Origin of the sequence: Acinetobacter sp. YH01003 (assembly GCF_013420525.1) — a bacterium.
Taxonomy (GTDB): domain Bacteria; phylum Pseudomonadota; class Gammaproteobacteria; order Pseudomonadales; family Moraxellaceae; genus Acinetobacter; species Acinetobacter towneri.
Genome location: NZ_VOXY01000012.1, coordinates 16,892 through 41,551, shown reverse-complemented (window position 1 = coordinate 41,551; position 24,660 = coordinate 16,892). Strand labels below are relative to the sequence as shown.

General features: G+C 43.2%; 22 protein-coding genes. 11 read left to right on the top strand and 11 right to left on the bottom strand.

What is annotated here, in order from left to right:
- The first annotated feature begins 105 nt into the window (after window positions 1–105).
- On the top strand, window positions 106–2,169 hold the full coding sequence (gene ppk1 / locus FTT70_RS10290; protein WP_180008541.1) for a polyphosphate kinase 1: 2,064 nt from the start codon (window positions 106–108) through the stop codon (window positions 2,167–2,169).
- Between the two features lie 106 nt (window positions 2,170–2,275).
- On the opposite strand, the gene FTT70_RS10285 is transcribed toward ppk1, so the two are convergent.
- Window positions 2,276–3,535 (bottom strand): hypothetical protein, encoded by a 1,260-nt coding sequence (locus FTT70_RS10285; RefSeq protein WP_004974135.1) that lies wholly within the window; start codon window positions 3,533–3,535, stop codon window positions 2,276–2,278.
- Between the two features lie 78 nt (window positions 3,536–3,613).
- On the opposite strand from FTT70_RS10285, the gene serB reads away from it, so the two are divergent.
- The 3 genes from serB (at window position 3,614) to FTT70_RS10270 (ending at window position 6,260) form a co-directional block, all read left to right on the top strand.
- Entirely contained in the window at window positions 3,614–4,834 is a 1,221-nt protein-coding gene (gene serB, locus FTT70_RS10280) for a phosphoserine phosphatase SerB (protein WP_004974136.1), read from the top strand.
- Between the two features lie 401 nt (window positions 4,835–5,235).
- A complete protein-coding gene (aciT, locus tag FTT70_RS10275) occupies window positions 5,236–5,571 on the top strand; it encodes a ciprofloxacin tolerance protein AciT (RefSeq protein WP_004974137.1) in 336 nt (111 codons plus the stop codon).
- Window positions 5,572–5,780: 209 nt separating this feature from the next.
- A complete protein-coding gene (locus FTT70_RS10270) occupies window positions 5,781–6,260 on the top strand; it encodes a hypothetical protein (protein ID WP_004974140.1) in 480 nt (159 codons plus the stop codon).
- Window positions 6,261–6,322: 62 nt separating this feature from the next.
- Here the strand turns inward: FTT70_RS10270 and dtd are convergent, their stop codons facing one another.
- Entirely contained in the window at window positions 6,323–6,763 is a 441-nt protein-coding gene (dtd, locus tag FTT70_RS10265; protein WP_180168605.1) for a D-aminoacyl-tRNA deacylase, read from the bottom strand.
- Between the two features lie 234 nt (window positions 6,764–6,997).
- Here dtd and pncB point away from each other — a divergent pair, with 234 nt between their 5' ends.
- The 3 genes from pncB to asd all read left to right on the top strand — a co-directional run bounded on the left by pncB (window position 6,998) and on the right by asd (window position 10,066).
- Window positions 6,998–8,203 (top strand): nicotinate phosphoribosyltransferase, encoded by a 1,206-nt coding sequence (pncB, locus tag FTT70_RS10260; protein ID WP_131261228.1) that lies wholly within the window; start codon window positions 6,998–7,000, stop codon window positions 8,201–8,203.
- A gap of 163 nt (window positions 8,204–8,366) precedes the next feature.
- Window positions 8,367–9,209, top strand: coding sequence for a sulfurtransferase (locus tag FTT70_RS10255; protein WP_167846417.1), 843 nt, complete (start codon window positions 8,367–8,369; stop codon window positions 9,207–9,209).
- Window positions 9,206–10,066, top strand: coding sequence for an archaetidylserine decarboxylase (gene asd / locus FTT70_RS10250; protein ID WP_096901498.1), 861 nt, complete (start codon window positions 9,206–9,208; stop codon window positions 10,064–10,066). The genes FTT70_RS10255 and asd overlap by 4 nt, the downstream gene beginning before the upstream one ends.
- Before the next feature lie 96 nt (window positions 10,067–10,162).
- Here asd and phoR read toward each other — a convergent pair whose 3' ends face one another.
- The 3 genes from phoR to FTT70_RS10235 form a co-directional block, all read right to left on the bottom strand.
- Window positions 10,163–11,521 carry a phosphate regulon sensor histidine kinase PhoR gene (gene phoR, locus FTT70_RS10245; RefSeq protein ID WP_179997048.1) on the bottom strand — a complete coding sequence of 453 codons (1,359 nt, stop codon included), beginning with the start codon at window positions 11,519–11,521 and terminating at the stop codon, window positions 10,163–10,165.
- Between the two features lie 9 nt (window positions 11,522–11,530).
- Window positions 11,531–12,241, bottom strand: coding sequence for a phosphate regulon transcriptional regulator PhoB (gene phoB / locus FTT70_RS10240; protein WP_004974162.1), 711 nt, complete (start codon window positions 12,239–12,241; stop codon window positions 11,531–11,533).
- A gap of 495 nt (window positions 12,242–12,736) precedes the next feature.
- Window positions 12,737–13,456: a TetR/AcrR family transcriptional regulator gene (locus tag FTT70_RS10235; RefSeq protein ID WP_004974164.1), complete on the bottom strand. Its 720-nt coding sequence runs from the start codon at window positions 13,454–13,456 to the stop codon at window positions 12,737–12,739.
- Window positions 13,457–13,669: 213 nt separating this feature from the next.
- On the opposite strand from FTT70_RS10235, the gene FTT70_RS10230 reads away from it, so the two are divergent.
- Window positions 13,670–14,509, top strand: a complete 840-nt coding sequence (locus tag FTT70_RS10230; RefSeq protein WP_096901500.1) for an SDR family oxidoreductase — start codon at window positions 13,670–13,672, stop codon at window positions 14,507–14,509.
- Window positions 14,510–14,535: 26 nt separating this feature from the next.
- Here the strand turns inward: FTT70_RS10230 and FTT70_RS10225 are convergent, their stop codons facing one another.
- The 5 genes from FTT70_RS10225 to FTT70_RS10205 all read right to left on the bottom strand — a co-directional run bounded on the left by FTT70_RS10225 (window position 14,536) and on the right by FTT70_RS10205 (window position 19,838).
- Window positions 14,536–15,903 (bottom strand): MATE family efflux transporter, encoded by a 1,368-nt coding sequence (locus FTT70_RS10225; RefSeq protein WP_096901501.1) that lies wholly within the window; start codon window positions 15,901–15,903, stop codon window positions 14,536–14,538.
- Between the two features lie 114 nt (window positions 15,904–16,017).
- The gene (locus FTT70_RS10220) at window positions 16,018–17,172 is read right to left on the bottom strand and encodes a methionine aminotransferase (RefSeq protein ID WP_131261224.1); all 1,155 of its coding nucleotides are present in this window, start codon (window positions 17,170–17,172) and stop codon (window positions 16,018–16,020) included.
- A 158-nt stretch (window positions 17,173–17,330) separates the two neighbouring features.
- Entirely contained in the window at window positions 17,331–18,659 is a 1,329-nt protein-coding gene (locus FTT70_RS10215) for a DUF445 domain-containing protein (protein WP_131261223.1), read from the bottom strand.
- Window positions 18,660–18,677: 18 nt separating this feature from the next.
- Window positions 18,678–19,253, bottom strand: a complete 576-nt coding sequence (locus FTT70_RS10210) for a hypothetical protein (RefSeq protein ID WP_104852739.1) — start codon at window positions 19,251–19,253, stop codon at window positions 18,678–18,680.
- A 45-nt stretch (window positions 19,254–19,298) separates the two neighbouring features.
- Window positions 19,299–19,838, bottom strand: coding sequence for a DUF924 family protein (locus tag FTT70_RS10205; protein ID WP_131261222.1), 540 nt, complete (start codon window positions 19,836–19,838; stop codon window positions 19,299–19,301).
- A gap of 318 nt (window positions 19,839–20,156) precedes the next feature.
- Between FTT70_RS10205 and gshA the strand changes: the two genes are divergently transcribed.
- Together gshA and FTT70_RS10195 are read left to right on the top strand one after the other, a co-directional pair.
- On the top strand, window positions 20,157–21,734 hold the full coding sequence (gshA, locus tag FTT70_RS10200; RefSeq protein WP_180043508.1) for a glutamate--cysteine ligase: 1,578 nt from the start codon (window positions 20,157–20,159) through the stop codon (window positions 21,732–21,734).
- Between the two features lie 18 nt (window positions 21,735–21,752).
- Entirely contained in the window at window positions 21,753–22,286 is a 534-nt protein-coding gene (locus FTT70_RS10195; protein WP_131261221.1) for a disulfide bond formation protein B, read from the top strand.
- Between the two features lie 137 nt (window positions 22,287–22,423).
- Here the strand turns inward: FTT70_RS10195 and FTT70_RS10190 are convergent, their stop codons facing one another.
- Window positions 22,424–23,755: an alpha/beta fold hydrolase gene (locus FTT70_RS10190; protein ID WP_004974178.1), complete on the bottom strand. Its 1,332-nt coding sequence runs from the start codon at window positions 23,753–23,755 to the stop codon at window positions 22,424–22,426.
- Window positions 23,756–24,063: 308 nt separating this feature from the next.
- On the opposite strand from FTT70_RS10190, the gene FTT70_RS10185 reads away from it, so the two are divergent.
- A complete protein-coding gene (locus tag FTT70_RS10185) occupies window positions 24,064–24,648 on the top strand; it encodes a YqiA/YcfP family alpha/beta fold hydrolase (protein WP_131261220.1) in 585 nt (194 codons plus the stop codon).
- Window positions 24,649–24,660 lie beyond the last annotated feature (12 nt).

Sequence of the window (24,660 nt, the reverse complement as noted above, 5' to 3'; positions counted from 1 at the left end):
TCTGCGATTGATTGTGGGTGTAACATGATTGTCATAATCTCTACCTACCATGCCTTGCACAGAGGCGAAATAAGCAGACTGTCTTAAAAACAGCATAGAGAAGATATGGAACACTTTCAGCATTCATCTGATACTTATTTTAATCGTGAACTCTCTTTAATTGAGTTTAACCGTCGGGTCTTGGCGCAAGCTTTAGACCCAGAGTTACCTATTTTAGAGCGACTCAATTTTTTAATTATTTTTTCACGTAATTTAGATGAGTTTTTTGAAATTCGCGTTGCAGGTTTAATGAAGCAACTCGATTTGAATGCCATTACCCGTACCCCAGATGCCATTCCGACTGAACAGGTCTTGGTAGAACTGTCTGATAAAGTGCATCAGGCGGTGAAGCAGCAATACGACATTTTAAATTATGCCATTTTGCCGCAGCTGCAAAGTTTAGGGATTCACTTTATTCAATACCATGACATTGTGGATAAACATAAAGCGTGGATTGCCGATTATTTTGCCCGTCAGGTACAGCCTGTTTTAACGCCAATTAGCCTAGACCCATCGCATCCATTTCCGCGTTTGGTCAATAAAAGTCTGAACTTTATTGTCAGTTTACAAGGCAAAGATGCTTTTGGACGTGAAATTGAAATGGCGATTGTGCCTGCGCCACGCTCTTTGCCACGTTTAATCAATTTGCCAAAAGAAGTGGCAGGTAGTGCGACTGAACATATTTTCTTGACTGCGATTATTCAGCAGCATATCAATGATCTGTTCCCAGGCATGAAAGCCACAGGTTGCTATGCGTTTCGAGTGACCCGCAATGCCGACCTGATTTTGGCCGAAGATGTCGATGATTTGGCAGTTGCCTTAAAAGATGAATTATCGTCACGTCGTTTTGGGCGTGCGGTACGTTTAGAAATTGAAGATGATTGCCCGCAAGATATTATTGATTATTTGCTCAGAGAGTTTGATTTAGATGAGCAGCAATTATATCGGATTAGCGGGCCGATTAACCTGTCGCGTCTGACCAGTAGTTTTGACCGACCTGAACTGAAATATCCACCTTTTGCACCTGTGATTCCAAAAATATTTCGGAAGCAAAAACCGATGTTTGAGATTCTGAAAAAGCAGGATGTGTTGCTACATCACCCATTTGACTCTTTTCAGCCGGTGATTAATTTACTCAAAGAAGCGGCGAAAGACCCAAATGTGTTGGCGATTAAGCAAACGCTGTATCGTAGTGGCCCAGATTCTGAAATTGTGCAGGTACTTGCAGAAGCCGCACGTAATGGCAAAGAAGTCACTGCCGTGATCGAGCTACGCGCACGTTTTGATGAAGAATCCAACATTATGGTCGCCAACGTCTTGCAAGAGGCAGGCGCAGTGGTGGTGTATGGCATTGTCGGCTATAAAACCCATGCCAAAATGATTTTGATTGTGCGTCGTGAGCAAGATCAGTTGGTGCGCTATGTGCATTTGGGTACAGGCAACTATCATGCGGGCAATGCACGTATGTACACCGACTATGGTTTGATGACCACACATCCTGATATTTGTGAAGATGTGCATCGGGTGTTTCAGGAACTCACAGGCATGGGCAGATCGGCAAAATTAAAAAACTTGCTGCATGCACCATTTACCTTGCACAGTGAATTGCTCAAACTGATTGAACAAGAAATCGGGTTTGCACAAGCAGGCAAAGCTGCCCGAATTATCATTAAAGTCAATGCATTGACTGAGCCTGAGTTAATTACGGCTTTGTACCGTGCTTCGCAGGCAGGGGTACAGGTCGATTTAATTATCCGCTCAATTTGTTGTTTGATTCCAAAAGTGAAAGGTATGTCTGAGCGTATTCATGTCCGTTCGATTGTGGGACGCTTTTTGGAGCATACCCGCGTGTATTATTTTGAGCATGGTGGTGCAAAAAAATTGTACTGCGCCAGCGCAGACTGGATGGGGCGCAACTTATTTTCACGGGTGGAAACTTGCTTCCCTATTTTGGATGAGAAAATTAAACAGCGTATTGTAGAAGATGGCTTGCTGAGTTATTTGCATGACAATCAAAATGCGTGGGAGCTACAAGCCAATGGCGAATGGCAGAAAGCTGCTGTGGTGGGGCAGGCTGCTGTACACAATGCGCAAATGTATTTGGTCGAGCAGAAGCAGTTGAATGTGTAAATTGGGCTGCAGTAAATGGATGTGATCTAGCATCTGTGAGTATAAAAAACCTGAGTATGTGTGCATACTCAGGTTTTTATGCTTTTAAGGCATCTCATGGATTATTTTAAGAAGCTCTTGAATGTTTGCCTTTTAGAATTTCAGTTCGCAGGCTTTGCGCCAACTCAGCCGATTGGCTGTCCATGCCATTAACCATAAAGGCATGGCGCATCAGCACATTGGTCGGATTTGGCATACTCACCAATTCATAATGCGTAGACAGTTCATCTAGTAATTCATTCGGTAAATGCACTGCATTTTCACGAGCAGATAATTGATGCACCAAACGCTCTGCTGCCTGCACTGCAGATAACTGCATGGCTTCGACTGCGGTTGATAAACCACTGCGAGTTTGCAACACAAAACGCTTTTCTTCACGATAACGCTTATACAGCACTTCAGACAATAACTGGAACACCGTGCCAATCATGGCCATACAGGCTGCTGCATTTGGTGTATTGGCTGCAATACTGAGTGTTGCGCCATCTTCATGGAATGGTTGTACTGTTTGAATGTCGGAACGGTTTAACTTGTAGTGTTGTACGCACAGTTCAATGCTTTTGTTCAGGAAAATCTGACATAAGCTAAAATAAGGCACAGACACACTTTGCGTGACCGTGTCTAATAATTGTTTCGGGTCATAAAACTGAATATTCAGCGCAATGTTGTTTTGCTCTTGGCTTTGCTCAATGGCTTTGTTTGCTTTAGGCGACATCACAGGTTTAGGCTGTTGCTGTGCCTGCGCAAGTGCCAAAGCCGTTTGATGTTTTTCTTGTTCAAGGGCTTGCGTCAATAATTGTAATTCGTGTTTAAGGCGAGATTCATTATTAATGCGTGCTAAATATTCACTACGACTTGGACGGGCAATCGCGCGATAAGCCAACCATAACAAGCCATGAACCAATAATGATAAAAGTGTCGCTAACCATTGGGTACGCAGAATTTCACCAATACTTGGCTGAATTAAGGTAATTTCAATGCTGCCGACTTTCTTTTCATTGATGATTGCATCGCGGACAAAGACTTCACCTTCACGGGTACGTGACTGTCCACCTGTCGCCAAGACCTGATTTTGCGCATCTAAAATACGAATAGAAGCAATGCTTGGATTGGTGGCATAACGATTCACCAATAATGCCAGTGATACTGTATTGGCAGGTTCCAGCTCAGAAAGGCTGTCTGTGACCAGTTGGCTGGTCATTAACTGCCCCTGATTGGCGCGGTTTTCATTTAATTGGTGTGTTGTTGCAAGCACCAATAAAAAGGTGTGAAAAGCAAAACTTACAATCAATAGGCTAGCAAATAGCCCTTGTCTAGGCGCATTCAAGGTAAAACTTCCAAGGCATTTATATTCAATTTAGATTATGATTCTCACAATAGTTGTAGCTCAGACCCGAGTCAATTCATGCGAGAAATCATTCTTATATCATTTTTAGGACCTGACCAACCTAATCAGTTTACTCGATTAATGCAGGTATTGTCCGCTCATTCCTTACAAATCTTAGATGTTGGCCAAGCTGTTATTCATAATCAACTGACTTTAGGTATTGTTGTTGCATCAGAAGACCAGACTGCAACTGCTTTAGCCATGAAGGAGATTCTGATTTTAGCACATGATATTGGCTTAACTGTGCGTTTTAAACCAATCTCTGCAACTGAATATGAGCAATGGGTCAAAGAAGGCGGTCGTACCCGTTATATCGTGACTGCACTGGCACCAGAGCTGAATGCCTCACATTTACAGGCGGTCACGCATATTGTATCTAGCCAAGGTTTTAACATTGAAACTGTAACCCGTTTGTCGGGTCGCCCACAGCTTAATGTAGCCGAAGATGAACCTAAACGTGCTTGCATTCAGTTTGGATTAAGTGGACAAATGCTAGATGCAGTTGCCATGCGTGCTGCGTGTTTAAGCCTGTCGAATGAACTGAGTGTGGATGTCGCGGTACAAGAAGACAATGCCTACCGTCGTAACCGCCGTTTGGTGTGTTTTGACATGGACTCAACGCTCATTGAACAAGAAGTGATTGATGAGTTGGCGATTGAGGCAGGTGTGGGCGATCAGGTGGCGGACATTACCGAACGTGCCATGCAGGGTGAACTGGATTTTCAGCAAAGTTTCCGCGCGCGCGTAGCATTGCTCAAAGGTTTAGATGCTGCTGTGTTGCCTAAAATTGCCGAACGTCTGACCGTGACCGAAGGTGCTGAACGCCTGATTTCAACCCTGAAATCTTTGGGTTATCGCACCGCTATTTTGTCGGGCGGTTTCCAATATTTCGCAGAATATCTGCAGGAAAAATTGGGGATTGATGAAGTGCATGCCAACATTCTAGATGTGGAAAATGGCATGGTTACAGGCGAAGTAAAAGGTCACATTGTGGATGGTGCGCGTAAGGCATTATTGCTACGTGAACTGGCAGACAAAATGGGGATTTCTTTGGAACAAGCCATTGCGGTGGGTGATGGTGCGAACGACTTACCAATGCTTTCTATTGCAGGTTTAGGTGTGGCGTTCCGTGCTAAACCGTTGGTACGTCAAAACGCCAATCAAGCCATTTCAAGCGTGGGCTTAGATGGTGTGCTGTACTTATTGGGCGTGCATGACAAAGACTTGAACCGTGCCTAATATGACAATTCAATGAAAAAAACGCAGCAGTCATGCTGCGTTTTTTGTTTGTATAATCAGCAGATAACGATGAACGGTAAACAAAAACTGTCGATAAAAACCGCAACAGCATTGAATGAAAAAAATATTTTTTAAGGCAAAAAAATAAGGTGTTTTTTTGTAATGACACGCGAATAAAGAGCTAGCTTAGCTTCCCGAAAACTACAAAATTTAAAAAATGTAATGACAATATAATATTGCGACAAGGTGTGTCGCTTTATAAAAATACAAGTCTTTTTTTATCTAGAAAACGCAGCATAATGCAGACATAGAATTTAAATCGACATCCATTATTTATTTAAACGGTATTTGAAGTCGCAGACCAATTCAAAAAGAGGCTGCATCTTTAGACGGAGGTTTTTATGCTAACAGCGAATTTAGCGACCATTGTAGGCTTAAGCCTCGTCGCAGCTGCGTTGATTGCTGTTTTCTTTTCGCCTTATCGTCGCTGGTTAAACTTTATGTTGGCAGGTATGGTGTTTTGGGGTTTATTGGAAGTGGTGCGCTACAGTGTGCAAAGCGTATTTGAACTGCCAATTACCTACAGTTACTTGTCGGCAATTTTCTTGGCGATGACTTTGGTGACTTTATTATTATTACGAGAAGACCGTCGGGCAGAGCGTGCTTTGGCAAAACGTCGCTATATCGAACATACCCCAGTCTATGAAGACGATCAGCAGCAGTGCTCAAGCCGCTAAATCGTACAGACTAAATTCAAAAACTTTAAAAAGATGCAACTGGTTTGCATCTTTTTTGCTTTATCTGTACGGCAGTTTGCGCCATCCAAACAGCGACAAAATTTTAACACCCTCCTAAAGATTGTTATACAAAGCCTTGCAGCAAAAAGCGGGAGTTGTGATAGGATGAGTCTGTTCATTATCCAACAATTACAATAGGCTTCACTGTCATGAAACTTTCTGCAATTCCTGTGGTCAAACTTCCTTTGGTTGATGTCAGCACCGATCCACTTGACCTTCTCGTGGCAGGTTTGGCATTGCGTATGAAACAACTGGCACGTACCAGTCCAAAATTTATTGAGTTGGTGCATGAACGCCAGTTCCGTATTCAAATTGGCACAGACTTGGGTATGGCGCGTCAAATTATTGTCAACAATGGACATATTGACACTGTGGCAGGCGATGCAGAAAAAGCCGATTTTATTTTGCAGTTTGCAGACAGCGAGCAAGGCGTAAAAACCTTAATGAAAGGTGATCCAACTGCATTTATGACAGGCATGCAAAATGGCAGCATTAAAATGGAAGGTGATTTTGGCTTATTGGTGTGGTTTAACCAAGCAGCGAAATTGATTCCACCTAAACTACCAAAACCTGTAAAAGAAAAAATTAAAATGGCACGCCAGTTTATTAAACAAAAAACGGGTAAATAAGCTGCTCAGACCCAAACAAAAACCTCTGATCAATTTTTGACAGAGGTTTTTTTATATGTGATTTACTCGACTTCCAAACAAAAAGTCACAGGCCCGTCATTTACCAAATGCACTTTCATATCGGCAGAGAAAATACCTGTTTCCACCCTGTCAAACTGACTTTTGGCATAGTCCACCAATTGTTCATACAGCGCTTTGGCATCGTTTGGGGGCATCGCAGGGCCAAAATCAGGACGTAAACCTTTTTGAGTTTGCGCCATCAGGGTAAATTGAGACACTAAGAGAATGCCGCCGTTGGCCTGACTGACATTCCAACCCATTTTGCCTTGTTCATCATCAAAAAAACGATATTTCAAAATTTTATCAATCAGCTTTTTGCCTTTCTCAAAATTATCGTCTTTGCCTAAGCCCAAAAATACCAAAATACCCTGTTGAATCTCGCCAGTGATTTCACCATCGACCACGACTTTGGCTTCAAGAACTCGTTGTAATAATGCGCGCATGGGGGACTAATTTTCTCAGTGTGGGGGATGGCTGCAGATTGTAGCAAACTTAGGCACTTTGGCGTGCATTAACATCAATCACGAAAGCATCACAACGGTAGCTGCCCGCAGAGAGGTAAAATATCTTGGGAAGGCTACACTTCAGCAAAGTTGTAACAAGATTGTCGATAAAAGCCCTTTTTTGCTGAATAAAGTATGCTTTAATGCAAGAAGTACCGCGAAATGATGATCCCTATGACCCCCATTATTCAATCTCTGCTCGATACTGATTTATATAAATTCACCATGTTACAGGTGGTGCTGCATAAATTTCCGCAAACGCACAGTGTGTATCAATTCCGCTGCCGTAATCTTGAAGATACCGCGTATCCACTGAGCGATATTTTAGCTGAGTTGAATGCGCAGCTTGATCATTTGTGTCAGTTGAAATTTAAAGAAGATGAATTGCAGTATTTGCGTAATTTACGCTTTATTAAAAGTGACTTTGTCGATTATTTAGAATTATTTCAGCTCAAGCGTCGTTTTATTCACGCCAGTATTGATGCGCAAGGTCGTTTGGATATTCGGGTAGAAGGCCCGATGGTACAGGCCATGATGTTCGAGATTTTTGTCCTGGCAATTGTCAATGAACTGTATTTTCAGCGCATCCGTAATGATGAGGTTTGGGCAGAAGGTGAGCGCCGTTTACAGCAAAAAATTGCCCTGATTCAAAGTTACCAACAGCAGCAACTGCCTGAAGATCCACCATTTTTGGTTTCAGATTTTGGTACGCGCCGCCGTTATAGTTTTGCATGGCAAAAGCACGTGATTGCGGCTTTTCATCAAGCTGTACCTGAAGTGTTTCGTGGTACTAGTAATGTACTGTTGGCTAAAGAATTAGGCATTACCCCAATTGGGACAATGGCACATGAGTTTTTACAGGCATTTCAGGCGCTAGATGTACGTTTACGTGACTTCCAAAAAGCCGCACTAGAAACTTGGGTGCAAGAATATCGGGGTGATTTAGGCATTGCCTTGACTGATGTGGTCGGGATGGATGCTTTCCTGCGTGACTTTGATTTGTATTTTGCCAAGTTATTTGATGGCTTGCGACATGACAGTGGCGACCCGTATGTGTGGGGCGATAAAGCTTATGCACATTATAAAAAGCTAAAAATTGACAGTAAAACTAAAATGCTGACCTTCAGTGATGGTTTAAATGTCGAAAAAGCATGGGCCTTGCATCAGTATTTTAAAGACCGTTTTCAGGTTAGTTTTGGGATTGGTACCAACTTAACCAATGATATGGGGCAAACTGCGCTAAATATTGTGTTGAAATTGGTGGAATGTAATGGTCAGTCGGTGGCGAAATTGTCCGATAGTCCGGGTAAAACCATGACCGATAATGACACCTTCTTGGCATATTTACGCCAAGTTTTTGAAATACAAACGCCTGTTTAAAACCTGAGCACATTGAAAAAACCGAAGAAAATCTTCGGTTTTTTTCTAGATTAAAGCATGTGATTGTTAAAATTCTGCGAAAGTTATGAAAAAAACAGCATGCTATCAAAAATGACCTATACTAAGTTAAAGTTGATTGCCAAACAGACTGAACCGCATAAAAATGAGCACTTCTCCATTCAATTTTGGACTGCTGATTGAAGCAGAAGATTTAGTTCCCTTTTTAGGGCATGAAAAATTGCGCATTGTCGATTTGAGCCGCAATTCGGTGTACGAGCAATTGCATCTTCCGCATGCTTTACAGGTCAAACCGAGCATGTTGCTACGTCAGGATGAAGATACATCGGGTTTATTGCCTGAACCCGAGGCTTTACAAGACTTGATTCAGTATTTGAGTATTTCCCCTGAGCATCATGTGGTCGCCTATGACGATGAAGGTGGCGCATGGGCAGGGCGTCTGATTTGGAATTTACACTGTTTAGGCTTTGAAAATACCAGTTTACTAAATGGTGGGATTCACGCATGGTTGGCAGCAGGTTTTCCAACTACTTCTGAGGTTGAACCGCTAACACCCGTCAGCATGCTTGTTCCTGTTGCCGAGCAAAATCAGTATAGAATTCAATATGATGAGCTATTAGAAAAGTGCCAAAACCAGTCGGTGCAACTTTGGGATTGCCGCACCATAGATGAATATACAGGGCTGCGTTTGGCTGCACGACGCGGCGGTCACATTCCTGGGGCATTGCATTTTGAATGGAGTACTGCCCTTAATCGTGAAAATCATTTAAAATTGCATCCCTTAGAACGCACACGACAGCGTCTGGAACAACTCGGATTCAATTTAAACGAACCTGTAGTGGTGTATTGTCAGTCACATCACCGTTCAGGTTTGGCCTACATTTTAGGGCGTTTATTGGGTTGGAAAATTCAGGCCTATGATGGTGCGTGGAGTGAATGGGGCAACCGCCCTGACAGTCCTGTTATTACTGGAGAGTTGCCGTCTTGAGCCTCACATCACGTTTAAAAAAACAAATTTTCATTCAGGCACAACGCGTTGTGCCACAACATCAATTATCACGTGTTGTGGGTAAACTTGCAGCCAGTGAGCATCCTGTGCTCAAAAATGCGGTGATCACTGCATTCAAGGCGCAATACGGCATTGATATGTCTTTGGCAGAACAAAGCAATGCCTTGAAATATAAATCTTTTAATGAATTTTTTACCCGTTCTTTAAAGCAGGGTGTGCGGGAAATTGACAGCAATCCGAACAGCATTGTATCGCCTGCAGATGGGGCGATTTCACAGTTGGGTAAAATTGAAGATGGGGCAATTTTTCAGGCCAAAGGTCAGCAATTTACTGTTGAAAACTTAATTGCCGACCCGCAATTGGCTGAACCATTTAAAAATGGTCAATTTGCAACCGTGTATTTATCTCCGCGCGATTATCACCGTGTACACATGCCTTTTGCAGGCACACTCACCGAAACTTTATATGTGCCAGGTGAGTTGTTTTCTGTCAATCAAACCACAGCCGAAAATATTCCGGGTTTATTTGCCCGCAATGAGCGCATGGTGTGTTTGTTTGATACCGAATTGGGTCGTATGGCGGTTGTTTTGGTGGGTGCCATGATTGTGGCGGGCATTGAAACCGTGGCGACAGGCAAAGTGAAACCATCAGGGCGTTTGGAGCTGAATCAGCACCAATTATTCCTTGAAAAAGGTGCAGAATTAGGACGTTTTTATTTGGGTTCAACCGCGATTGTTTTGTTTGAAGAAAATAAAATGCAGTGGGATGCTGAATTCAAAGCCAATTCTGTAGTGGAAATGGGGAAAGCCCTGGGACATATCGTTTCTGCTGAATAAAATATGTGAATAAAGAAATAAAAAACGCCAAAGTAATTTGGCGTTTTTTTGTTTTTTAAATCTGTAATTTATTGTCTATTTTAGCTCAACCAGCGCTTAAGTTTCGTAATACAAACGCTCTTTTGGGAACATGACTTTAAATATAGAGCCTTGATTTTCTTTAGATTCGACTTCTAAGTGTGCATTATGCTGCATCAAAACGTGCTTCACAATTGCTAAACCTAAACCAGTACCGCCTGTTTGTCGGCTACGTGCGCTGTCTACACGATAAAAGCGTTCGGTTAAGCGTGGTAAGTGTTTCGGATCAATCCCGATGCCTGTATCTTCCACAGTAAAATAACCTTGATTGCCATCATCATGCCAGCCAATGGTAATCGTCCCACCTTTCGGGGTATATTTAATCGCATTGGTGATCAGGTTGCTAAAGGCACTGGCCAATTCTACATCTGAACCAATCAGATCATAATGACTGTCAATATTTAAGTTGAGCGTATGTCCATAATCGACGTTATAGGCATGTGCATCGTCAAATAATTGATTCATTAAACTTGGCATTTCAATAATTTGATTTTTGGCGATGTTTTTTTCATTTTCCAGACGCGACAGCAGCAGCAGGTCATTTACCAAAGCGTTCATGCGTCTGGTTTGTGACTGCATTTGCTCAAAAGCACGTTTCCAACGCGGGTTAATATCTTCCTGATCGGTAAAGGTTTCGATATAACCACTCAGCACCGTTAGCGGAGTGCGTAATTCGTGTGAAATATTATCGACAAAGTCTTTACGCATTTGTTCTAGGTTATGCATACGCGTCATGTCGTAAGCAAATAACAAACGGCTATCGCCACCAAACTGAGTCATTTTGACTTGCACATATTGCCCTTCATGCACGCTAGATTTCATTTTTAAACCGTCAGGTGCTTGATCAATATGATTAAAATATTCAATAAAACTAGGTTGGCGCAAAATAGTGAGGATGTTGCGTCCACGGTCTAAAGGCTGAATACCCAATAGCTTTTCAGCAGCAGGGTTCCACCATTCAATTTGATGATTTTCATCAATCAGCATCACGGCTTCATCCAACGCCACCAATGAAGACTGGGCGCGATCAATCAACCCGACCATTTCGGCCTGAACGATACGTTCCTGACGTTGTGAGCGATAAACATTGAACAGTAATGCACCCCAAATACCATGCAGATTTGGCGGCACATCATAAGGACGATTGGAAATCCAATCATTAACTAAATAGAGGGAGCGCATTTGCTGAAGAAAAAACAGCAAAAAGGCGAGGCTAATACAAATCCAAAAATACCCAATCCCAAAACCAATCAAGCTTGCAATAATTAGGAAAAAGGCCAATAAACGAAAATCTTGTTTGGCAAAAGTCCATAAACTGCTGTAACGAACTTGTTTGAGGTCACGGGCGAGTTCAGGGACTGGGTAAGGTTCGTACATAAAATAATTTTAGCCTAAAGCAACATCCGCACGTGTCGAGAAGCGATAGCCTGTACCACGTACCGTTTGTACAAAACGGTCTACGCCATACGGTTCTAAAACTTTACGTAAACGACGAATATGCACATCAATAGTTCGGTCTTCAATATATACATTGCCGCCCCAGACTTGGTCAAGCAATTGCGCTCGGGTGTAAGCGCGCTCTGGGTGCGTCATAAAGAACGCCAATAGACGATATTCGGTTGGGCCCATTTCTAAAATATTGTCACCAAAACTGACACGCTGGCTGACTGGGTCCAAAATTAAACCGTTGGCATCAATAGTTTTTTCACCGCTTAAGGCATTGGCACGACGTAAGACCGCTTTAATACGTGACACCAGTTCACGGGTCGAGAACGGCTTAGTCATGTAGTCGTCCGCGCCAGCATCTAAACCTTGAACTTTGTGATCTTCTTCGCCACGTGCAGTGAGCATAATCACAGGAATTTCAGCAAGGTTGTCATCGCGTTTTAGGCGACGGCACAAGTCTACACCGCTGACACCGCCTGGCATCATCCAATCAAGCAAGATAAGCGCTGGACGTTGATCGACAATCATCTGATGAGCTTGTTTTGCATCTTCTGCTTGTAAGCACTGAAAGCCTGCCATATCTAAAGAGGTATGGATCATCTCCCGAATTGGAAGTTCGTCATCGACGATTAAAATGTAGTCATCTTTCACAACGCAATATCCTATAGGTGTTAACGGTGGACCGTTTTATTTATGACAGGCTTATTACAAAGATTAATTATGACAGTATCATTGCAGAAAGGGTTGAATGGGCTATTTTTGCAATAATTTGTGACAAAATAGTGTCGATTTGATGAAAAAACTGAACAGATTCAGTCAAAGTAAATAGGGTCTGCTGACACTTCGTCTATGTTTGCGACGTGAGAGATATATCTCGCAAGATTTTTTAGCTGATATAAGGCATGAGGCAGGAAATTTAGTTATTCTAAGTGACTGACTCATAACGCAATAGCGGCAAAAAAATATGCTCGTTCCGAAGGACTGTAGCTAAAACTTTCTCAGATTGCGTTATGAAACTTGGCAATAGACCCACTATTCCCTGCGTTTCATGCCTGATCTGCTCAGTTTTAGCCTACAGCGCAAGCCATTTATGAAATGTCAGCAGACCCCTCTGAATTTGAAAAATATTATGAATATTTTTCGATTTTATGACAATGTCGAAGAATCTTTCACAAAAGCTTGCTCTTTTTCCGAAAAGGTCTGTAATAACGATAAAAATACAATACGGCAAGAAGACAAGACATCTTCCATGGATTGTTTGAAATCGCTCATCACCCAGCGAATCGCAATTTGGGTGACATAACCATTTAAGCCTGTCGCTACCAGTGAAATTTCTCGGTTGGGGCGGTCTAAATGCGGCATCATCAGCATGACAAAGGCCTGAATCATGCGGTCAAAACGCGACATAGTTTCGTGAATGGTGGCTTGGTTATGGAGTTCTTGCACCAGCATGGCATCAATATAAATAATACGTGCCATTTGCGGGTTATTTTTTAGCGTGGTCAGTAAAGCAGTCAGTCCTGCATCAATCATTTTTTTAGGATCAGCCGAGGCTTGCATAATGGCTTGCATGACATTTTGCTGTAATTCATCAATCAATTTTAAAAAAATGGTCTGAAACAGTTCTTCGCTTTTTTTAAAGGATTCGTAGAAATAGCGCTCGGTTAGTTTGGCTTCGGTACAAATATCTTTTACGGTCACGGCAAAAAAACCATGCGTGCCATAGGCTTGAATACCTGCCTCAATCAGTTTTTCACGACGCGCCTGTTTGCGCTCAGTTAAAGACAAGCCTTTAAACTGACGTTCTTTTTGTTGTTTCTGGGTGGTTTTTTCTGTTTCTGCAGTCACGGGCAGTTGTTCTGTCATGTTCAGTTAAGCCAAATAAGAACCGTAATTAGGCTTTATACTAGCAATAATTATCTGTTAAACCTATGTTTTCAGATTCATTTGCGATATTCGTACTGGCTTATATTGACAATACTTATTGTCAAAATTATATTTAAACCACAGCGCATCGCACAGCCCTACAAAACAACAAGCAGGTCTGAACTGTGCACGCCACATACTCAAGGAAATCACATGAAAAATTTTAAAAATAAAGTTGCCGCAATTACAGGCGCAGGCTCGGGTATTGGGCAGCAATTGGCTGTTCTATTGGCGAAGCAAGGCTGTCATTTATCGCTCAGTGATGTGAATGAACAAGGTTTGGCGCAAACAGTGGATTTGCTCAAAGACAGTAATGTGCGCGTGACCATTAAAAAGGTGGATGTTTCTAAATTAGAACAAATGCGCGAATGGGCAGCTGAAACTGTGCGAGACCACGGCTCGGTCAATATGATTTTTAATAATGCAGGCGTGGCGTTGGGTTCTACCGTAGAAGGTGCAAGTTACGAAGAGTTGGAGTGGATTGTTGGTATTAATTTCTGGGGTGTGGTCTATGGCACCAAAGAATTTTTGCCTTTAATCAAACAAACGGGAGATGGTCATATCATTAACATTTCCAGTTTATTTGGTTTAACTGCACAGCCAACGCAGTCGGCTTATAACGCAACCAAATTTGCGGTGCGCGGTTTTACCGAGTCTTTGCGTCAGGAATTGGATTTGGAAAATTGTGGTGTGAGTGCGTTGAGCGTGCATCCAGGCGGGATTCGTACCAATATTGCCAACAATGCTAAAATGAACGACAGCATGCGCACTTTGGGCATGAATCCTGAAAAATCGGCACGTGCTTTTAATAAATTATTGCGTTGCCCGCCTGAAGAAGCGGCGCGCCAAATTTTAGAAGCGGTACAAAAAGACAAGCGCCGTTTATTGATTGGTAATGATGCCAAAACTTTGGATTTAATCCAGCGTATTGTTCCAACGGGTTATCAGAAAGTTACCGCATGGGCGACTAAGTTGGGCAAGAAACGCGGTTAATCTAACTTACAAATATAACAGACCATTCAGACCAAAACCTGAATGGTTTTTTTCTTCCAGACAAATTGATAATACGCACCTTGACCGATGCACAGACTCACAAATGCCAAGGCATAGGCATACCAAATTCCTTGCAAACCCCACCACTGACTGAAGAAATAAGCACACGGTACTTCAATTAAAACAATCGCTAAAATATTGATGATCATTGGAACATTGACCGTGCCACTGGCGCGCATAATGGAGGCAAAAATTGCACTGGCACCAAAAAATAAAATGGCCCATAATACAATAAATAAGAGCTGCTGACCCAGTACCACCACCGCAGGATCGGTAATAAACAACGCCATCAGATATTTAGAAAATAAATAACCCAAGGTGACTAAAATACCTGTAATCAGCAAATTCATGCCTAAGGCTGTACGGGTCACTTTAGCCAGTAATTCGGCTTTGCCTGCACCAATGGCTTGTGCAGCAAAAATTGAAGCGGCAATTGCAATAGATAGCGCAGGAAATTGAATATAGTTCAACACCTGATTAACTGCGCCATAGGCGGCAGTGGCCTCAGCACCATGCCGATTGACCAAACCGACAATCACCAAACCTGCCATAGAGGTAGTGACCATTTGTAAGCCTGTGGGAATCCCTAAGCGTAAAATCACCTTGCTTAAATTGGGTTGATGCCGAATTTGACGTAGTAGATGCACATCCATTTTTAAGGGATGATTCTTTTTATTCAGGTAAATCACCAAAAAAATTAAAACAGCCAGATAGCCCAGAATGGTGGCAATTGCAGGGGCAATAATGCCCAAGCGAGGAAAGCCAAAATAACCTGCAATCAGGATGGGGGTAATCACCAATCCCATTAAACTAGTCAAACTCAGGGCAATGAGTGGCGTAAGGCTATCGCCCACTCCACGTAAAATAGAGGTATAAATAATATAAACAAACAGCAGTGGGCTGCCTGCCAACATCCATTGCACATACGGCAGGGATAGATGCATCACTTTAGGGTCTGTGCCTAATAATATTAAAATTTGTTCGGCAAAAATCACCCCCAAACAGGCAATGAAACTGCCGCCAATTAGGGTCATAAATAAAGTCGAACCGACAATACAACGCACTTTTTCGACATTTTGTGCGCCCCACGCTTGCCCGACCAACACGGTCGATCCTGCCGAAAGCCCAATCACAAAGGCCATCAGGCAAAAAATAATGGGAAAAAATACCGACACCGCAGCAATGGCTTCCACACCGAGCATTTGCCCGACAAAAATCGTGTTAATGGTGCCCGAAAGATTTTGCAAAATATTGGTGGCAATCAGTGGCAATAGAAACACCAAAAAGGTTTTCCAAAGCTGAGGGTGATCGACCAGTGCCTGAGGTCTTGCCATGCCAAATCCTGCGCTTCAATATGCGGTTGTTTGAAATTTCACCCTAGCATGATTTGGTCATAAAAAGCCTTAGCTTTTCAGTAACTCAGTGACATTTCAGTGGAGCTTCATCGCTTAAATTGCCGATAAAATTTCACCTGCACGCAACAGGGTTTCGGTTTTTTTAGCAAAGCAGAAACGGATTAAACGTAAATCATCGGGTGGGGTTTGATAAAATGCAGACACAGGAATACCGACAATGCCGTGCTGCTCGGCTAGAAAATGGCACATATCGACAGCATTTAAGCCGGGACGGATATTGCTGTAATCTAAATTTTGAAAATAAGTGCCTTGTGCAGGGCTGAATTGAAAGCGTGAATTGGCAATGCCTTGATTAAACAAATCACGTTTGTCCTGATAAAACTTTGCCAGTTCTGCAATATGTTCAGGGTGCTGCTGCATATAATTTGCCAAAGCCACTTGCACAGCGCTAACTCCGCAGAAATTAATAAATTGATAGGCTTGGCGAAAGAGCTGCATTAAGGCAGGTGCAGCCGCACAGTAGCCTGTTTTCCAGCCTGTGACATGAAAAGTTTTACCAAAGGAACCCACGACAAAACTGCGTTCCCTAAGCTCAGGAAAAGACAGTGCAGAGCGGTGTTGATGCGCATCAAAGACCAAATGTTCATAGACTTCATCGGACAGCACCACAATATTATGTTCCTGAATAACATCAATTAAATGCTGCCAATCTTGCGCTGACCATACTGTGCCTGTGGGGTTATGTGGTGTGTTGATGATGATCATGCGGGTTTTGGCATGAATCGCATCTTTGACCATATTCCAGTCCACCTGAAAATGTGGAGCCTGCAGCGGAATATGAACGGCTTTTGCACCCAACAATTTTACACAGGGTGCATAACTGTCATAACTTGGATCAAAAATAATGACTTCATCGCCTGCCTGCAGCACGGTTTGCATGATGCTAAAAATAGCCAGTGTTGCCCCTGGGGTGATGGTAATTTCACTGATCGGGTCAAGCATTAGCTGATCACGCTGTAAAAATTGCTGTGCCAGTTGTTCGCGTAGTGGCAAGTAACCATCGCCCGAAGGATATTGATTGAAGCCTGCGTGTGTGGCTTGGCTTAAAGCATCCAGTAATGCTGCAGGTGGGGGAAAGTCGGGAAAACCCTGCGATAAATTTAAGGCACTCAGTTGTTGTGCCAAGTTAGACATGGTACTAAAAATACTCAGACCTTGAGCAGGCAGTTTCGCGTGAATATCGAGCATAGTGGGGTTCTGGTTGTGGCAGCAGCTTGTTTTACATCGTAGCGTTTTCAGGGGGGAATGCAAATGGGGTAAAGGGTGATGATGTGGCTTGAATAGATCGTTCGAGGCGTTATTTTTGATTGAACACCTCAAGATCGACTTATCAAAAAAATTTCATCTCAAATCAACTCCACCAATGCCCGAATAATCCCCAATCCCAGACCAATAAATGCACCTACCACTACACCATTGACCCGAATCATGTGTAAATCACCACCGACTTCGTTTTCAATTTTGCCAATCATTTCGCGCGAGTCCCATTCATGAATGCGCTCACTAATAAAGCGAATTACTTTTTCACTATATTGATCTGACAAGTTCACCGCAATCGTACTCATTTTTTCATTCAGTAATTGACGTACTGCGGTATTGGCAATGATATTTTCACCGACTTGCTGAATAGCAACACGCAGGTTTTGTGCAATTCCCGAATCAGGTTTTTGTAAATCTTCCTTAATCGCATTGCAGAGAATCACCACTGCACCACTGATAAAATTCAAGACTTGTGGACTGTCTAATAGGGCATTTTTAGTGTCATTTAGACGTAGACTGGCACTGCTGTTGTTATCTGCCAGTTGTAACATCAGTTGTTGCCCAGCCTCTTCAATTTTTTGTCGCCAAGGGTGTTCAGGGTCTGCCAACATAGATTCGACCCGTTGCAGTAAAGAATCTATGGTGCGTTGCTGCACATCAATTCCAATCCAGCTCGCACCTTTGGCCAGTTTCCACACGCCAAGCTCTTTAAACAATTGACGGGTCAATTCACGGCTTTTTTCAGGATGTTTCAGCATCCAGTCATGGGCAAGGTCTAAACCGCGTTGCAGCACATCCTGATGAAAGTCATTTTCCAAAACCGCACGCAGCATTTCACTGGCCAAGTGGTTGACCTGCGTGTTGCGAACCCATTGCACACTGTTGCTTTGAATAAAGCGCCCAATTTGTTCTTGCCCGACAAATTCAAAAATTTTCGGTACAGTCTGCTGAATGACTTGGGTCACTTGCGCATTATTTTGTGGATTCGCCAACCATTTGCCCACGGATAAAGATAAGTCAGTGCTGTGCAGGCTTTTTTGTACCACTTGGGGCGATAAAAAGTTTTCCTGTACGAAACGCCCCATCGACTCGGCAATACGGTCTTTGTTGCGTGGAATAATTTCGGTGTGATCACGTAAGAATTTAGGAATTGGCATTTTGCCAAAAGGATTGCGAAACAGCACCGTAATCGCATACCAGTCTGCCAGACCACCGACCACGCCTGCTTCGGCAGACAGCATTAGTATGTGAATCAACCACGTATATTCAGGCAGTAATTTTGCGGTCAGCATTAATGCCAGCCATGCCAGCACGGCAATCACTAAAGCAATGGTGGCAAAGCGTTTACTGCGTTGCAGGCTCGGAGAGCTATGCTGCGAGCTGCTCGCTAAAGTGTGGTCAGACGCTGTATTCATGCAGGCATCCTTATCTCATTAGGGCGCGGCAGGGGCAGAGGTTGGTGGGGGTAATGGTTGTCCTGTGGGACTTAAACCATATTTTGCCCCCAGTGATTGTAAAATTAGGCTCGCATCAAAGGCATCTTCAGGTGCAGATTTTTGATCTTTAAAACACTGAATGGTGTAAGACACTTGAGTCGGATCGAGGGTCACCACTTGCGGCATATCATAGAATGGGTCAGGCCAGAATGGTGCGCGACGATGATAATATCCATACGGCGAATAGCTATACGGATAGTAACTTGGTGCAGGGTAAACCACGGCTTGTCTAGGTGGTTTCTGGCTACGGTTACTCGGATCATCTAAAACTTTAAAAAAGCGAAAACCGTGTTGCAGCGTGGTTTGTGCTGCTTTCACCAAAGTAATTTCTTCTGCAGTGCCAAAACTCATGTTATGACCCGCTAAAAAACTAATCCGATAGGTTTGCGCATTCAGTGGTGTGGTGCTGTATTGCCCCAACTGCTCAAAGCTGAGCGGTTTAGAGGATGTCGTGGCACAGCCTGTAAACAGCAAACTGCTGGCAAGGGCAAGACCGAGTAGGGAATATTTCATGTGAAAGCTCCTGTACACATCAACCAGCCAAGACAAGCTCGCCAGTTAGAAACTGCTATTGGGTTGGGTTAAAAACTCAAGTTCTTCTGCACTCGAAGGACGTCCCAACACCTGATTCCGATGCGGATAACGCCCAAAACGGTCAATAATCACTTTATGTTTCAGTTCATAGCCCAACACGGTGGGGTCATTCAAACTTTCAAACAACGTTAATGCGACTTCGTGAATACGTTTGGATTCACTGTGCATAAACGGCATATATAGAAAACGACGTTCGGTTGGGTTTAAGTCCTGATCCAATTTTAAGTGAATCATTTCCTGTGCCAACACCAAGGCTATTCCATCTTGGGCAAAGGCACGCGGGTCATTACGGTATAAATTACGTGATAATTGATCTAAAACAATGATTTCAGCCAAACGACCTGCGGGTGTTTCGCGCCATGTCCATAGTTCTCCTTGTGCCGCTTGTTGCAGTACATCGGTAAATTTTTCTGCGAGCAGGGCATCAAATTCTGCGCTTTTGACAAACCAGTTCGGTTCTGCAGCAGGAGAAAACCAAAAATCTAAAAAATCTTGATAATTCATACGCTTTATTATTTACCTCTGTTCTTTTGATTATAAAATCACAAATTTAGCATGTCTTATAGTGCAACTTTGTGATAAAAAATTGCCAAATTAAAATTTATTGACGTTGACCACTTTATAAAATGTCAGCATGCCCCAAAATCATCATTTTGTTAGAAAAAACAGCCCAAGCGCATGTGCTGATGCCAAATCAAGTTATACTTGAACGGTAGCAATTTCATCTCAGATCATCTGCATGATAGAGAAAATTGCCACCGACCCAAAATCAGCCTGTGGTTTATGTCGTATTTGTAGTGTATTGGATTAAGCGAGAGTGTAATGAGTCAACCCGAACCAAATGCGCAAGATGTTCTACCAACATGGGTAGACGCTGCGTTGCTTCAAGGGATGTTGCGCGGGATTGAACGCGAAAGTCTGCGTATGCAAAGCGATGGCTTCTTGTCGCAGCAAGCACATCCTCAAGCCTTGGGTTCGGCACTCACACATCCGCATATTACTACGGACTATTCCGAAGCGTTGATGGAGTTCATTACTCCACCGCAAAGCAGCATTCAACACGCGCTTGATTATTTGCGAGATATTCATAGCGTGGTGCATCAGCACTTAGGCGAAGGTGAAAAACTTTGGCCGCTGTCGATGCCATGTATGCTTGATGAAACCGATGACGGTATTCCACTGGCGCAATATGGCAGCTCCAATATTGGGCGCTTTAAAACTTTGTATCGCCGTGGTTTAGGTGTGCGCTATGGTCGCCGTATGCAGACTATTTCAGGGGTGCATTATAATTTATCCTTCCCTGAACATTTATTTGCCGCCTTGCAACAACATGAAAGTGATGAGCAGCTCAAAGCACTGAGTTTGCAAGATTATCGTAGTCATCGTTATTTAGGTTTAATTCGTAACTTTATTCGTTTAACACCATTGGTGATGTTTTTAGTCGGTGCAAGTCCATCGGTTTGTCAGTGTTTTATGACGGGGCGTGAACATCATTTGCTGCCGTTGTTAAGAGGCACGTTGTATTTACCGTATGCGACTGCATTGCGTATGGGTAACTTTGGCTATCAAAACTCGGCGCAGAAAAAACTTGGTATTCATTACAATGATTTAACGGGTTATTTGGATGGTTTGCAAAAAGCCGTAAAAACCCCGTACTTGCCATTTAGCCGCTTAGGTTTAGATGATGCCACGGGTGAGCCAATTCAAATTAATGACCATGTGCTGCAAATTGAAAATGAGTACTATAGTTTAGTGCGCCCAAAACAAGTGCCACAAGAGGGTGAAACCCCATCTCAAGCACTTGCCAATCGTGGTATTGGTTATGTCGAATTACGCGCGGTAGATGTTAATCCGTATAGCCCAATTGGGATAGATGAACATACCGCAGGCTTTTTGGAAGTCTTAGCATTGTATTGTTTGTTGCAAGACAGCCCAGCCTTGTTAGATGCGGAACAAAGTATCATCGAAAAAAATCAGGCCGAAGTGGTCAATCGTGGGCGTGCGCCAAATGCGCACATTCAAGAGAGCGATGTTAAAACCCCAATTGAAGCGTGGGGACAGCAGTATGTCACCGCCATGCAACCTTTGGCTGCTTTACTCGACCAAAGTTATGCGACGCAGCTGTATTCTCAAGCTTTAGAACGCATGATGGTGCGTTTGCATGAAGTCGATGAAACTCTGTCGGCACACATGATTGCCGATACTATTCGTCATGGCGGTACGTGGGGCTTTGGCAGTTATATGGCGCAGCAACATGCACATGCGTATGAGCAACATGCGCTGCGTCCTGAAACACAAACATATTTTGATGAAATTGCAGTGCAATCTATTCAGCAACAACAACAACTTGAACAAGCACAGGGTCTGAGTTTTGCAGACTATGTCGCACAATATAGATAACAGCTCAGAGATTTAAACATGCAATTGAGTTATCGTCTGCTAAGTGGTGTTTTATTTTTAGCCAGTGTCATTGGGATGACATTTGCATTGTATTTAGAGCATGTGCAAGGTTTAGCGCCGTGTCCACTGTGCGTTTTTCAGCGGGTGGGCTTAATTGCATTGGGTTTGGTTTCACTGATTGCTTTTGTGCATAACCCTAAATCTAACGTGGTTAAGCGTATTTACGCGCTGTTCGGCAGTATTGGAATTTTATGGTCAGTGGGTGTGGCAGCACGGCATGTGTGGCTGCAAAACTTACCGCCCGATCAAGTGCCAAGCTGCGGTCCAGGGCTAGATTATTTGGTAGATGCCTTACCCATGAAAGCCGTATTGCAACAAGTACTGTCGGGTTCAGGTGAATGTGCTGTGATTGACTGGACGTTCTTAGGGCAGTCTTTACCTGTGTGGTCATTGCTGTTCTTTAGCGTGTTGGCGATCATTAGTTTATGGCAATTGCTGCGTAACTATCCTTTTGTGGCATCGACTACATTTGGCAAAGTGAAGAAAAAATAAATTCCGGGAGCCTACCCACTGAATTGATAAAAATGCGTCATCCATAAAATTGCGATGGCGCATTTTTTTTGTGTATCTGTTGATAATCTATCTAAAAATCATCGTGTTGTAGCGTATTTTGAACTGTTTAGACTATGTTAGGTGAGCGCGATGCCTTCTAAGCTTGACCAATCACCAATAAACTCACGAATTTGCTGCTCTGGCACTTCTTCATGCGCAGGATAAAACCATTTCACCAATTGCTCAGCCACACTCGGATGATATTGCAACTGAAAATGGTTCAGACCATAGAACACAGCTTTGTGTGATTCAGGCAGTCTTAATTGAAACCGTGGGTTAGGGTGCTCCCCCAAAGCACTTTTTACACTGACCAAATAGTCGCCAATGACTTTGCGGGTCAGGTTCTGCTTTTTCTCAAACTCAATGCTGCCTGCCACGAAATAAGCATTAATATGGGTCGGCAAAGGTGCAGGTTTGCGGTTGTCATCGACCTGTCCAATTCGTGCCTGATTATGTTCCCAGTCATCATCTCGCACACTGCCATAGCGCAAATCTAAAATGCCGTTGCTGCGAATGTTGACCAAATGCCCGACAATTTTCACAATAGGAAAGCGACCTAATTTTTCCTGTAAATGGAAACCAAAACGCTCCAAAACAGCCCCATGATGTGGTGAACCCAAGCAGACCAGATTTTCGACCAAGTGAATCCAGTGCTGCAAATTTTGCTTACCGTAAAACAGCGCACTGCGCGACACCAAGCCACCCATGCTGTGCCCAATTAAATCAATACTGGTAATTTTAGGATGACGCTGAATTAAATCATCTAAGGTATTGGCAAGACTGCGGCCATTGGCAGAAATGCGACGCCCTGTATTGTAATTCAGATATAACATGGTGTTATGGTCACGTTGTGCCAGTAATTTTTCACCAAAACCACCAAATTGGTGTGTAGTCCAATCGAGGTGATTGCGGCATAAACCGTGCACAAAAATTACCACACGTCCAGACAAATCGCCTTGTTGGACTTCGCCATAATGGTCATAGAGCACCATAGGTAAGGCGAGCGGATTTTGCTGTTCGAGTAGATAATCTCCCAGTACGCCATTCAGTACACCGACTAAAAAATGCAGGCTTGGCGTGAGTGCTTTGTCATGTAAGTTGGGAAATTGCGCAATGATTTGACGTAAACCTGGTGCAACAAAGTGATAGCCGTATTGTTGTAAGCTGTGGAAGGCAAACTTATACAACTTTTGAAAAGTTGCGGTTTTTTGAAACTTTTGCGAGCGTTGTTCGCTCATGCCAAATACGCTGAGCAAAACTTCACGCTGAATGGTTTGAATCACTTCGCTCATCACGGCATTCAGGCGCGTGCTGACCAACTGTGCCAAGCCTTCTAGGATATCGGCCTGACTTGGAGGTGTACGATCCCATCTACAATACGTTTCATGCAGCGGTGTTAAACTTGGCATACTGTGTTGCCCCTTGTGTTCCCATATACCGAACGCTTTATTTTTACTTGGGTTCGCGGTATAAACTCAAGGGTCTGCTGGCATTTCATGAATTTACAGAACTGCAAATTTTTAGATGAATTGTCACCAAACCCGATACTTTTATTTTATCGTGTTCATCTTGAACTACTTGTAAAATACCGATGACTGCCAAGATGTTCGCATCTTTTTGTCTAACAATTGCATTTTTCCATGAAAATTAAATTAAAAACGCAAAATAAGTGCTGTATCAGCCAAAAATTGAATGGTGTTACTAAGAAATGTCGCGCATGAATTTAATTTATTTACATGGTTTTCAAAGTAGTCCTTTGTCCATGAAAGGGCAGCTATTGTATGCCTATGTGCAGCAGCATCGCCCTGGTATTCAGATGCATTTGCCCGATTTAAATGCTCCACCTTTAGAGGTTTTGGCAAACGTATCGGCATTGATTCAACGTTTGCCCAATGTGGCATTGGTGGGCAGCAGTCTAGGCGGCTTTTATGCGACACAACTGGTCGTACAGCATCATGTGCCTGCTGTTGTGATTAACCCTGCTATGCGACCATGGCAATTGTTTCAGGACTTGTTTGGCGATGTGCTGCCCTATGTGGTACATCCGAACTGGAGCTTAACTGCAGCGCAATTGGATGACTTAGCAGACATTGCGTTGCCAGTTGCGCAAGATGCAGACAAAATATTGGTGTTATTGCAACAAGGCGATGAAGTTTTGGATTATCGTGAAGCGCAGCGTTATTATAGTGCTGCCTCACCTTCGGCCATGATCATGACTGAAGCGCACGGCAATCATGCCATGGATAATTTTGCAGACAAAATTCCGATGTTACTGCAATTTTTATCGGATTCCCTAGCTTAAGGAAACAGTACA